The 12,569-nt window shown below is 50.4% G+C and carries 6 protein-coding genes; 3 read left to right on the top strand and 3 right to left on the bottom strand.

The window, feature by feature from the left end:
* Nucleotides 1-104: 104 nt before the first annotated feature.
* Nucleotides 105-4,496: a PQQ-dependent sugar dehydrogenase gene (locus R3289_RS14865; RefSeq protein WP_318926471.1), complete on the top strand. Its 4,392-nt coding sequence runs from the start codon at nt 105-107 to the stop codon at nt 4,494-4,496.
* A gap of 269 nt (nt 4,497-4,765) precedes the next feature.
* Here R3289_RS14865 and gcvP read toward each other — a convergent pair whose 3' ends face one another.
* The 3 genes from gcvP to R3289_RS14850 all read right to left on the bottom strand — a co-directional run bounded on the left by gcvP (nt 4,766) and on the right by R3289_RS14850 (nt 9,587).
* Nucleotides 4,766-7,654 carry an aminomethyl-transferring glycine dehydrogenase gene (gene gcvP, locus R3289_RS14860; RefSeq protein WP_413466711.1) on the bottom strand — a complete coding sequence of 963 codons (2,889 nt, stop codon included), beginning with the start codon at nt 7,652-7,654 and terminating at the stop codon, nt 4,766-4,768.
* A gap of 166 nt (nt 7,655-7,820) precedes the next feature.
* Nucleotides 7,821-8,198, bottom strand: coding sequence for a glycine cleavage system protein GcvH (gcvH, locus tag R3289_RS14855; protein ID WP_318926469.1), 378 nt, complete (start codon nt 8,196-8,198; stop codon nt 7,821-7,823).
* 93 nt (nt 8,199-8,291) lie between these two features.
* Entirely contained in the window at nt 8,292-9,587 is a 1,296-nt protein-coding gene (locus tag R3289_RS14850; protein ID WP_318926468.1) for a serine hydroxymethyltransferase, read from the bottom strand.
* A gap of 584 nt (nt 9,588-10,171) precedes the next feature.
* Between R3289_RS14850 and R3289_RS14845 the strand changes: the two genes are divergently transcribed.
* Together R3289_RS14845 and R3289_RS14840 are read left to right on the top strand one after the other, a co-directional pair.
* Nucleotides 10,172-10,798, top strand: a complete 627-nt coding sequence (locus tag R3289_RS14845) for an XRE family transcriptional regulator (RefSeq protein WP_318926467.1) — start codon at nt 10,172-10,174, stop codon at nt 10,796-10,798.
* Between the two features lie 347 nt (nt 10,799-11,145).
* The gene (locus R3289_RS14840; protein WP_318926466.1) at nt 11,146-12,519 is read left to right on the top strand and encodes a sodium:alanine symporter family protein; all 1,374 of its coding nucleotides are present in this window, start codon (nt 11,146-11,148) and stop codon (nt 12,517-12,519) included.
* Nucleotides 12,520-12,569 lie beyond the last annotated feature (50 nt).

The following is a 12,569-nucleotide window of genomic DNA, read 5'->3' as shown; positions in this document are numbered from 1 at the left end:
GCAACGAAGACATACTAAAAACTTCCTTCCCTATCGCTGCCAGTACCACGAAGCAATAACGACAAATTCGCATTCAATGCAAAATTTCAGATAAGGCTTTTCTCATGTTAAACGCCAAGAAATTTCTAACATGGTTATGGCCGTTATGTCTTGTGTCTAGCTTCGTCATTGGTATGGCTGGTTCGCCGGTCTATGGCGCGCCAAGTTTGCCTGAAGGCTTCGTCTTGGAGGCTTATGTAAGCGACGATGCCTTAAGCCGCCCAGTTGATCTTGAGTGGGCACCTAATGGGTGGCTGTTCGTGGGGACCAAAAAAGGGATCGTATGGATTGTGGAGAATGATGTTCTCATTGATACGCCTTTTATCAATATCGAGGCTGAGGTTAACTCATCCAGTGATCGCGGTATGCTCGGTACAGCTGTTCATCCAGACTTTCCCAACACCCCATGGGTATACCTGCTCTACACCTATGATCCTCCCGAGACGGTGGGTCAGATAGACAACTTAGGTCCGGACGGAACGGGGCAGCGCGTGGCACGGATGATTCGAGTGTCTGCCGATCCGGCAACAAACTATAAAACAGCGCTGCCGGGTAGCGAAGTGATACTGCTTGGTACAACAAGCGTGTGGGAAAACATCGGCGACCCCGCTGCAGGACAAGACGACCTGTCGACACCCTGGACCTGTGGGCCAACAGGAGCATACATTCGCGACTGCATTGCCGCCGATGGTCGAAGCCATAGCCTAGGCACGGTCACCTTTGGGGCCGATGGCATGCTTTATATCAGCAGCGGCGATGCTTCCTCCTGGAGCACAGCAGATCCACGGGCCTTGCGTTCATTGCATATCGACAGCCCAATCGGCAAGATTCTGCGGATCGACCCCATCACTGGCGGCGGTCTGCCAGACAACCCTTTCTGGGATGGAGATCCTGACAGCAATCGGTCTAAGGTGTGGCAGCTTGGCTTCAAAAACCCCTACCGGATCCAGATTAGTCCGTACACAGGCGAAGTGTATAGCGGTGACGTCGGGAGAAATGGCTGGGAAGAATTAAATTATGGTCCTCCAGGCACCGATTTCGGTTGGCCCTGCTATGAAGGGGGAAACGCGGTGCTGATAGAGCAGCCGATCTATTCTTCGCTCGCCGAATGTCAGGAGTACTACACGTCGAACAATGCCGTTGCTGCGCCGTACGCTTACCCTCACGTCAGTGGTATTGGCGGGTCGATCATTCCTGGCGGATTCTATACCCACACCAAATGGCCTGCGGAATATCACGGCAAGATGTTCTTCGCCGACTATGCCACCCAAGAAATGAGCTACGCGCAGATCGACGGCAATTCAGTGACCGTCACACCATTCGCAACTGAGCTTCTATCCGTGGATATGGCCGTTGGACCCGATGGCGATCTCTACACGGTCAACGTTCAAACCAATGTTGTTGAGCGCATCGTTTACCAAGGCGGTAGTACGGGTAATCAGAACCTGGATATTCGGGTGGCGACGGGATCGGACGACGCCGAAGAAACTGCGGATGGCACTATGAGGCTAACGAGTTCAGATCTTGAATTAGTCTTTGACGGTTCAGACCAGATAATCGGCTTACGCTTCAACAATATCGCTGTTGAGGCTGGTGCTCAGATTGAAGAAGCTTTTATTCAGTTTACCGTTGATGAAGTCAGCAGCGTTGAAACATCACTGCTGATTGAAGGCGAAGCCAACGACGATGCGTTGACCTTTGATCTGGCTGCGGGGAATATCTCCAGCCGGCCAGTAACGTTTGCGAATGTTGCGTGGGCACCGGCTGCATGGACGACCGTGGGTGCAGCGGGTAGTAATCAACGCACCCCTGATATCTCTCCGATCATCAGTGAAATTGTTAACCGCGCAGGCTGGGAAAGCGGCAATTCACTGGTCATCCTTTTTTCCGGTAGCGGCGAACGGGTGGCGGAATCCTATAACGGCAGCGCCACTGCCGCACCATTGTTGCACATTGGCGTTTCCAAAACGGGTGGCAATAGTCCACCCAGCGTTATCATTTCAGCGCCGTCCTCCGGCACGACGGTATCTGGAGGTACGCCGATCACTTTTACTGGCACGGCCAGCGATCTTGAGGATGGCGACCTGACGTCGGCACTAAGTTGGATTTCCTCTCTAGACGGACCACTACCCGACAACGAGGGCAGTGTGACGGCAGTTCTGTCGAACGGCACGCACACCATAACGGCGAGGGTCACAGACAACGACGGCGCGACAGGTTCGGCATCGATTACGGTCAACGTAACGTCAGTAGGGACCCCTCCAACGGCCACGATCTCATCACCGACCGGCTCTGAGCTATGGGTGATCAACAGTACCGTGAATATCAGCGGTACCGGTTCTGACCCCGAAGATGGTGAACTTACCGGAAGTGCACTCGTCTGGGAGGGCAAGCTCCACCACAATGAACACGTGCACTTCGATTTCTATTCGGCTACGGGCCAAACCGGCAGCTTCGTGTACTACGATCATGGCGATAACACCTACATTGAGCTTTGTCTGACGGCAACCGACAGCGACGGGCTAAGCGATAAAGACTGCGTCGACTTGCTTGCTAATTTGTTGACCTATACCTTTAGCAGCGTGCCCAGCGGTCTCAATCTCACCTATGACGGCGGGACTAGCGTCGCACCGTTCAATGTACTCGTCCCCGAAGGTGGAAGCCGCCAGATCTCGGTGCCTGATCCGCAGGGAAGCTACAGCTTCGATAGCTGGTCGATCGGCGGGCCGGCAACACAGCTGATCACCATTGGCCCCACAGATGAGACCATTACCGCTAATTTCACGGGTTCTGTAAACAGCGTACCAAGCGTGACGATTGCTATGCCGTCGGATGGATCGAGCGTAATCGCGGGCACAGAGATTCTGTTCACGGGGTCGGCCAGTGACAGCGAGGACGGGGACCTGACGAATATCTTGAGCTGGACATCCTCACTGGATGGTCCGATGGGTATCGGTGGCAGCACGACCGAGGTCTTGTCCCTTGGAGCGCATACTATTAGCGCAAGCGCCATCGACAGCGGCGGCCTGAGCGGCGCTGCATCGATCACGGTTATCGTCACACCTCCAGAGGGAGACAGCGAGATTATTGAGGTGCAGGTAACATCCAGTTCGGACGATGCCGAGGAGAGAGCGACGGGGAGTATGAAACTCTCGAGCACCGACCTTGAGCTTGTCTATGACGGCGGTGGTGATCAGGCGGTAGGCATGCGTTTCAACGGCGTGGGTATCCCTCAGGGCGCTACCATTACTAACGCATACATTCAGTTTGAAGCGGATGAGGCAAATACAGTGGGAACCACGCTGGTGCTACAAGGGGAGGTCAGTGACAATGCGGCGACATTCACTTCAACCCGAGGGAATATTTCGTCCCGGCCCCGGACGGCGGCTACAGTGACATGGTCGCCCGTATCGTGGGACGTCGCAGGAGAGAGCGGCACTGGTCAGCGAACTCCCAATATTGCCGCAGTCGTTCAGGAGATTGTGAACCAGCCGGGTTGGTCTAACGGTAACTCAATGGCGATTATTGCCACTGGTGCCGGTGAACGAGTAGCCGTAGCCTATGACGGAACGCCCGCCGGGGCACCGCTCCTTCATGTGGAATTTTCATTCACAACCATCGATGTGCCGCCCGTAGCCAAGGACGACAGTGCCAGCACGCCCGAGAACACGGCAGTGAACATTGATGTAGCGGCCAACGATTTCGACGCCAATGGCAATCTTGACCCTGCGACGGTGAATACCGCTTGTCCCACTTGCTCGGAGCCGTCGAATGGTGCGCTGTTGAACAATGGGGACGGCAGTTTCACCTATACACCGGTACTGGATTTTAATGGTGCTAACAGCTTCGTCTACCAGATCTGTGATTCTCTTGGGGCATGCGATACGGCTACCGTTAACATCGATGTGACTGCAGCAGGAGGCGTGTTAGACATCCGGATCACGGCCGGTGCCGATGATGCCGAGGAGAGAGCGACGGGGGGAATGCAACTCTCGAGCACCGACCTTGAGCTTGTCTATGACGGCGGTGGTGATCAGTTGGTTGGCCTGCGCTTCAATGCGGTAAATATTCCTCAGAATGCGGTCATCACCAGTGCTTACATTCAGTTTCAGGCTGACGAGACGAGCACAGTAGAAACGTCACTTCTGATTCATGGGGAAAATACCGATAACGCGGCAGCATTCACTTCAACCCGCGGGAACATTTCCTCCAGAGTGAAAACGGTTATGGCTGTGCCATGGTCGCCTGCACCATGGACGAATGTGGGAGAGGCCGGTCCCGACCAGATGACACCCAGCATTGCTGGTGTCATTCAGGAGGTTGTGGACAGGGGATCCTGGTCAAGCGGTAATTCCCTGGTCATCATTATCACTGGCACGGGTGAGCGAATCGCAGAAGCTTATGAAGGCAGTGCCGATGGGGCACCACTGTTACATGTGGAATACGGTTTACCTTAACCGGGATTGTTTTGTGATGTTACCGAAACGATAACATCATTCGCTCTTAAAACTCGGTCGCTTGCGGCCGAGATTTTTATAAATCCAATCATGCTATTAGATTACTGACAAAACGCACTACCACAGCATTGTCCCATTGGAAGTTAGAGATCAATCTGAAAAATTAAACCTTCTCTTAGAGAACAAAAAGGCGAACCATCCGGTTCGCCTTTTTTGTATCACTTCAGTTTCCAACTCAGTTATTGGTTTTCAACGTAGTTAGTGAAATCTTAATCTTCAATATAATTCTCGATGCCTGGGCATGAGCAAACCAGGTTACGGTCACCGAAGACATTATCAACGCGGTTGACGGTCGGCCAGTACTTTGATGCTTTCGTCTGGTTTGACGGGAAGCATGCGAGCTCACGGGTGTAGCTGTGGCTCCACTCGGCTTCCATTAGATCGACTTGGGTATGTGGCGCATTTACCAGTGGGTTGTCGTCTAGCGGCCATTCGCCAGCTTGTACGCGTGCAATTTCCTGACGGATAGCAATCATTGCGTCACAGAAGCGATCAAGCTCAGCCAAATCCTCAGATTCGGTCGGTTCGATCATCAGTGTGCCGGCAACAGGGAACGACATGGTCGGGGCGTGGAAGCCATAGTCCATCAAGCGCTTGGCAATATCTTCTTCAGAGATGCCAGAGGCTTCTTTCAGCGGGCGAATGTCGATAATACATTCGTGAGCTATACGGCCTTCGCTGCCACGGTACAGAACAGGGTAGTGTACACGCAGACGTTCCATCACGTAGTTAGCGTTCAGGATTGCCAGCTTTGTGGCTTCTGTCAGGCCCTGTTCACCCATCATCGCAATATACGCGTATGAGATAGGTAAAATAGACGCCGACCCCAGCTCTGATGCCGAAACGGCATATTGCTGTTGCTGGCTTGCTTCGGTTTCAACGTGACCAGGCAGGAACGGTGCAAGGTGAGATTTAACACCGATAGGCCCCATACCCGGACCGCCGCCACCGTGCGGAATGCAGAACGTTTTGTGCAGGTTCAGGTGCGAGACATCAGAGCCAATGAAACCTGGGCTTGTCAGGCCAACCTGTGCGTTCATGTTAGCGCCATCAAGGTAAACCTGACCGCCTGCGGCATGAACCAGTTCACACACTTCACGAACGGCTTCTTCGTATACACCGTGGGTCGACGGGTAGGTGATCATGATGCACGACAGGTTATCGCGGTGTTTTTCGATCTTCGCCTTCAAATCGTCAACGTCGATATTGCCTTTGTCATCACAGCCAACCACAACCACTTTCATCGATACCATCGCGGCTGATGCCGGATTTGTACCGTGTGCTGAGCTTGGGATCAGACAGACGTTGCGGTGACTATCGCCGTTATGCTGGTGGTAACGCTGGATTGCAATAAGACCGGCATATTCGCCCTGCGCACCCGAGTTAGGCTGTAGCGAGAATGCATCGTAGCCCGTCACCGTGCACAGCATTTCAGAGAGCTTCGCTGCCAGTTCTTGGTAGCCTTTGGTTTGCTCTGCGGGCGCGAATGGGTGCAGGGCACCAAATTCAGGCCAGGTAACAGGGATCATTTCAGCGGCTGCGTTAAGCTTCATGGTACAGCTGCCCAGCGGGATCATACCGTGAGTCAGTGAGTAATCTTTATTTTCCAGCTTCTTCATGTAACGCATCATTTGCGTTTCACTGTGGTGCGCGTTAAAGACCGGGTGAGTCAGGTATTGACTGGTACGGCGACAGCTTTCAGGAATGGCGGCAAACTCGTCAGCCGCAATATCGGCGGTGAACATTGACGCTTTTAGTTGGTTGCCGCTAAAGAGTGAAAGCAGCTCTTCAATATCTTCAACCTTGCTGGTTTCATCGATGCTGATCCCAAGCTGAGCACTTTTTCCATCGGCAGAAGGGTATTTACGCAGGTTGATCCCTGCTTCCAGTGCTTTTTTATAGAATTCGTCTGTTTTCTTGCCTGTGTTCAGGGTAATGGTGTCGAAGAAGCTTTCGTTTGCCAGTTCGATCCCTGAATGATGCAGGCCGGCAGCAAGAATGGCGGTTAGGTGGTGTACCCGGCGGCCGATTTTACGCAGACCTTCCGGACCGTGATACAGGGCATAGAATGCAGCCATATTGGCGAGAAGCGCCTGTGCGGTACAGATGTTAGATGTCGCTTTTTCGCGGCGAATGTGTTGTTCTCGAGTCTGCATTGCCATGCGAAGTGCCTGGTTGCCTTTCGAGTCTTTAGAGACGCCGATCACCCGTCCTGGCATGGTACGCTTATGCTTGTCTTTGGTTGCCATGAAGCCCGCGTGGGGACCACCGAAGCCCATTGGCACACCGAAGCGCTGTGCGCTACCGATCACCACGTCAGCGCCCATTTCACCCGGTGCTTTTAAGAGTGTTAGTGCCAGAAGATCAGAAGCCACTGCGACCAGTGTTTTCTTTGCGTGCGCTTTTTCAATGGTTTCGGTGAGATCAACAAGGTTACCGCTGGTGCCCGGGTACTGAAGTAACGCGCCGAATACATCGAGGCTGTCCAGCTCGTCGACAGAGCCGGTGATGATTTCGATGCCGATAAAGCCTGCACGGGTACGAACCACGTCGATGGTCTGCGGGTGGAGATCGTTTGATACGAAGAAGGCCTTACTCTTGCTTTTGCCTGCACGCTGACACAGCGTCATGGCTTCGGCTGCGGCGGTGGCTTCGTCAAGCAACGAGGCGTTTGCCAGTTCCATGCTGGTAAGATCCATGATCATCTGCTGGTAGTTAAGCAGAGATTCAAGGCGGCCTTGAGATATTTCTGGCTGGTAAGGAGTATACGCCGTATACCAGCCCGGATTTTCCAGCACGTTACGAAGAATGACATTTGGCGTTAGGGTGTTGTAGTAACCCTGACCGATATAGCTACGGTTGATCGTGTTTTTACCGGCAATCGCTTTTAGTGAAGCCAGCATATCGGCTTCACTCTGAGGCTGATCCAGTTTCATCGCATCAGGTAGGCGAATAGCTGCCGGAACCGTTTGTTCAATCAGCTTATCAACGCTTTCAACGGCGATGGTTTCCAGCATGATTTTTTGCTGAGCCGCATCAGGGCCATTATGGCGTCTTGCAAAATCTTGATCGTCAGTTAATGCATTTAGAAGAGTCATGTCGGTCATGGTTCTTTCCTGAACAGTTGCTATCAATTACATCAGAAAAGCTGCTTCGCTTTGATGCAATTGCGATGAGTCATCGTGAGGGCTGAAAAACGGCTTTCAAGCCGGCTGACATTTCAATCTGGTGATTAAAAGACAGAACTCAAAAGCCGAGATTGACTTAGTCTTCGATAGTTTCTAGGTATTTATCACCATCGATAAGCTTAGCTAGATCTTCAACGTCAGTGATCTTGATTTTGGCAATCCAGCCACCTTCGTACGGTTCGTCGTTAATGAGTTCTGGGCTGTCTTCCAGATCTTCATTGATTTCAACGATTTCACCGGTTACCGGAGAGTAGATATCAGAAGCCGCTTTTACCGACTCGACCAGAGAGAACGTTTCGCCCGCTTCTGTCGAATCGCCTACTTCAGGAAGATCCACGAATACAACATCGCCCAACAGACCCTGAGCATGGTCAGAAATGCCCATTGTGATAGTGCCATCGCCGTTATCACGTACCCACTCATGGCTTTCAGCGAACTTCAGTGTCTTTTCCATTTAAAACTCCTTGCGCAATTGTTCCGCATATAATGTTTGTTATACGACCTGTTGATTTGGCAGCAACAGGTCAATTGAAGTAATAGCGTGTTGTTACTGGTAAAGAGGGAAACGGCTGCACAGCTTTTGTACCTGCTGCTTGACGCGTTTTTCTACTTCACTGTTGTTTTCCGGGTTAGCAACCAGCCCGTCCAGGACATCGCCAATCCACTCACCAATTTGTTTAAATTCTTCATTACCGAAGCCACGGCTGGTACCAGCCGGTGTTCCTAGGCGGATACCAGATGTCACCATCGGTTTCTCGGTATCAAATGGAATGCCATTCTTGTTACAAGTGATACCCGCGCGCTCAAGTGCCTGTTCAGCAGAGTTACCTTTTAGGCCTTTAGGGCGCAGGTCAACCAGCATGAGGTGCGTATCTGTGCCATTTGTAACGATATCGCAGCCACGAGTCTGTAATACTTCTGCCAGAACTTTGGCGTTGCTAATCACATTTTTGATATAAAGCTTGAAATCGGGCTCTAAGGCTTCGCCCAGCGCCACCGCTTTACCGGCGATGACATGCATTAGCGGACCACCTTGAAGGCCCGGGAATACAGCAGAGTTGATCTTTTTATTGATATCGTCGTGGTTGGTCAGGATCATGCCGCCGCGTGGGCCCCGAAGGGTTTTATGGGTCGTTGTGGTAACCACGTGAGCATGAGGAATGGGGCTTGGGTGTTCGCCTGCTGCAATTAAGCCAGCAATATGAGCCATATCAACCATCAGGTATGCGCCGACTTCATCCGCAATTTCTCGGAATTTTGAAAAATCGATTTGGCGAGGAATAGCAGAGCCGCCCGCAATGATCATTTTAGGTTGATGCTCTTTAGCCAGTGTACGAACCTGATCGTAATCGATTTCCAGAGTGTCTTTGTTTACGCCATACTGAACGGCATCAAACCATTTGCCCGAAAGGGCCGGGCGCGCACCATGAGTCAGGTGACCACCGGCATCGAGTGACATGCCTAGAATTGTGTCGCCAGGCTGGAGCAGGGCCAGCATAACGGCCCCGTTAGCCTGTGCGCCAGAGTGTGGCTGAACGTTTACGTATTCACACTGGAATAATTGTTTGGCGCGAGCAATCGCAATCTTTTCGACTTCATCAACATGTTCACAGCCACCGTAGTAACGACGGCCTGCGTAACCTTCAGCGTATTTGTTTGTTAAGCAGCTCCCCTGGGCCTGCATGACTGCTTTAGAAACGATGTTTTCAGAGGCGATCAGTTCAATCTGTTGATTCTGGCGGTTCAGTTCTGCCTCTATACCTGAATTGACGGCACCGTCAATCTGCGAAAGGCTGGTGGAAAAGAACATTTCTAAATCATGATTTTGATACGAAGCTTTCATTCACGTTATCCTCGGGTCGAACTCCAAGCCGGTTTAGTGCTATATCAGAGCCGTACACGTTTTAGTTATGGATCGTTTTATAGTTATTGAGTCACAAATAATGTTTTGCCGTATTTTTTTTGCGCACTGCAACGATGCCTTGCTCCTAACAAGTACGTAACATACCTTATCTATAGATAGCCGATCAAACAAAAATTTCCAATAATGGATCATTGTCTACTTTAATGACCAAGGTTGATCGCAAACGTTTGCGTAATGTTATGTGAAATTTTATGATAAGGCGAGTTTATTGTCAGCTCTCCTTTCTAACGCAAAGTTGGAAATGTGTGTTAGCTTCAGATCAAGGCTGTGGGAATGGGATGAAGAATACATGTCAGTAGATGATACTGAATGAGCGCTGATGTGCTTTTATTCAATGCAGGGTAAATAAATACGATCTATTCCATTTTTGAAAAACTGTGGTTTCCTAAAGGAAATTTTGTTTAAGGGTATTGTGAAGGCGATGCTTTTTATTCGCTTTAGCCTTTAAGTTTCTGGTTACCTATACCAGAGTGAGCACAGCATAGTCGCCAGGGAGGGCTGCAATGAGTAATGAAAACAAGCAAGACATTTATCCGTCAATGAGTGTTGCCAAAGAGCAGGAAACGAGCAAGATCGAGCCGCTTAAGTTGGGCAAGCGATTGAAAGAAATACGCATGGCACATGGTTTGACACTGGAAGAGGCAAGTAAAAAAACCGGGCTTGCGCGATCGACATTGTCTAAGATTGAGAATGAACAGATATCGCCAACGTTTCAAGCAATGCAGAAGCTGGCCAATGGTTTAAATGTTGATATTCCTCAGCTTTTTGCGCCGCCCAAGCAAATAAAGGCGACCGGCCGACGCGATATTACTCGCGTTGGTGAAGGTAAGCCGCATCCGACTTCGACTTATGAACATGAATTGCTGGCTACCCAGCTGACCCATAAAAAAATGATGCCTTTTAAGTCTCGTGTTCGGGCGCGTTTTTTTGAAGATTATCCAGACTGGATCCGCCACGATGGCGAAGAATTCTTGCTAGTCTTATCGGGTGAAATTATGTTTTATTCTGAGTTTTATGAGCCGGTAAACCTCAAAGAAGGTGATTCAGTCTATTACGATGCCAATATGGGGCATATGCTTATTTCAATGAGTGAAGAAGATGCCCACATTCTGTGGGTTACGGCTTCATAAACATATTGAGTGTGAGCTGGATCTTCTTTTCAGTAATTAGTTTTTTAGGTGCGGCTAATTTTGAAATATCGCAGTAACTAAAACAAGCCGTTAACTGTGAAGGTTTTTTTGTTGTTTTGACAGGGGAGAGTTGCGTTGCTGATGACTGATTTTTCCGGCTTAAGTTGTAAATGTAGCCATCTTTGTGGCTTTTCGTGATTAAGCCCTGTTTGAACAAAACAAAACTTTGTTTATTATAGGAAACAGGTTAACAAAAGCATAACATTCGGCCTTGGTGGTTGTGGTATGAAAAACAGAGCCAACCTATGTTTTTGCAGACATGTAAAAAGTGAAGGAGAAAGTTCCATATGGAAGCTGTAACGAACTTTATATCTGCAATAAATAGCCTGGTGTGGGGCGCTCCCATGCTGGTAATGATCCTCGGTGTCGGAGTTTTTCTAACCGTTGGCTTAAAGCTGATGCCAATTGTGAAGCTTGGAGCGGGGTTTAGATTACTGTGGTCAGGCCGAATTCCTGAAACAGAAAAAAATGTAAAAGGCGAAATCAGTCCGTTTAATGCGTTAATGACATCCCTTTCTGCGACCATCGGTACCGGCAACATTGCGGGGGTGGCAACGGCGATCTTCTTGGGCGGGCCTGGTGCACTGTTCTGGATGTGGTGTACTGCGCTGGTGGGCATGGCAACAAAATACGCCGAGGCGGTGTGTGCGGTTCAATACCGAGAGACCGATGAAGAGGGTAACCATGTCGGCGGGCCGATGTACTACATCAAAAATGGCCTTGGCCGTAAGTGGGCATGGCTGGGAACTGCGTTTGCCATTTTCGGTGCGATAGCGGGTTTTGGTATTGGTAATACCGTGCAGGCAAACTCGGTAGCGGCTGCGGTGAGTTCCAGTTTCGGTACTCCACCTATGGTATCGGGGCTGGTGATGATGATCCTTGTTGGCCTGGTTCTGATGGGCGGAATTAGACGTATTGCTGATGTGGCCGGTAAGTTGGTTCCGTTAATGTCCGCTTTTTATATTGCTTCGGGATTGTTGGTACTGGGAATGCATTTCTCTGAAATTCCCGCGGCATTTTCCCTGATCATCAGTAGCGCCTTTACCCCAGTTGCGGCACAAGGTGGTTTCGCTGGTGCAGCGGTTTGGGCGGCGATCCGGTTCGGTGTGGCACGGGGTGTGTTTTCAAATGAAGCGGGTTTAGGCAGCGCGCCTATTGCGCATGCTGCCGCACAAACGAAGAACCCGGTCGCACAAGGTCTCGTGGCGATGCTGGGCACGTTTATCGATACGCTTGTCGTTTGTAGCATCACAGGCATTGCTATTGTCGTATCTGGTGCCTGGTCGACGGGTGAAACCGGGGCAGCATTAACCTCGCTGGCCTTCTCTTCTGTATTACCCGGCCTTGGCAACTACATAGTCGCGATTGCGCTGTCTATTTTTGCTTTTACCACCATTTTGGGCTGGAGCTTATACAGCGAAAGGTGTGTTCAGTATTTATTTGGTGTCAAGGCGGTTGTTCCTTTTAGAGTTCTTTGGATTGTTGCTGTTCCAATTGGTGCAACCAGTTCTTTAGAATTCATTTGGCTACTTGCAGATACATTAAACGCAATGATGGCAATTCCTAACCTGATTGCTCTGGTATTGCTAAGCCCTGTGGTCTTTAAACTGACAAAAGAGTATTTCTCGCGTCAGGGTGAAGATAAGGATTATGAATCATAACGTTAGTATGAATTGTATTACTGACGACTGTATGGACAATTGGCCGCAAG

This window comes from Photobacterium sp., from assembly GCF_033720175.1.
Taxonomy (GTDB): domain Bacteria; phylum Pseudomonadota; class Gammaproteobacteria; order Enterobacterales; family Vibrionaceae; genus Photobacterium.
The sequence above is the reverse complement of the archived record's forward strand: the minus strand, read 5'-3'. Positions and strand labels throughout refer to the sequence as shown.

Bases quoted from the DNA above. Each gene is read 5' to 3' on its own strand.
- R3289_RS14865 (WP_318926471.1), top strand. From the start codon at position 105: ATGTTAAACGCCAAGAAATTTCTAACATGGTTATGGCCGTTATGTCTT.
- gcvP (WP_413466711.1), bottom strand. From the start codon at position 7,654: ATGACTCTTCTAAATGCATTAACTGACGATCAAGATTTTGCAAGACGC.
- gcvH (WP_318926469.1), bottom strand. From the start codon at position 8,198: ATGGAAAAGACACTGAAGTTCGCTGAAAGCCATGAGTGGGTACGTGAT.
- R3289_RS14850 (WP_318926468.1), bottom strand. From the start codon at position 9,587: ATGAAAGCTTCGTATCAAAATCATGATTTAGAAATGTTCTTTTCCACC.
- R3289_RS14845 (WP_318926467.1), top strand. From the start codon at position 10,172: ATGAGTAATGAAAACAAGCAAGACATTTATCCGTCAATGAGTGTTGCC.
- R3289_RS14840 (WP_318926466.1), top strand. From the start codon at position 11,146: ATGGAAGCTGTAACGAACTTTATATCTGCAATAAATAGCCTGGTGTGG.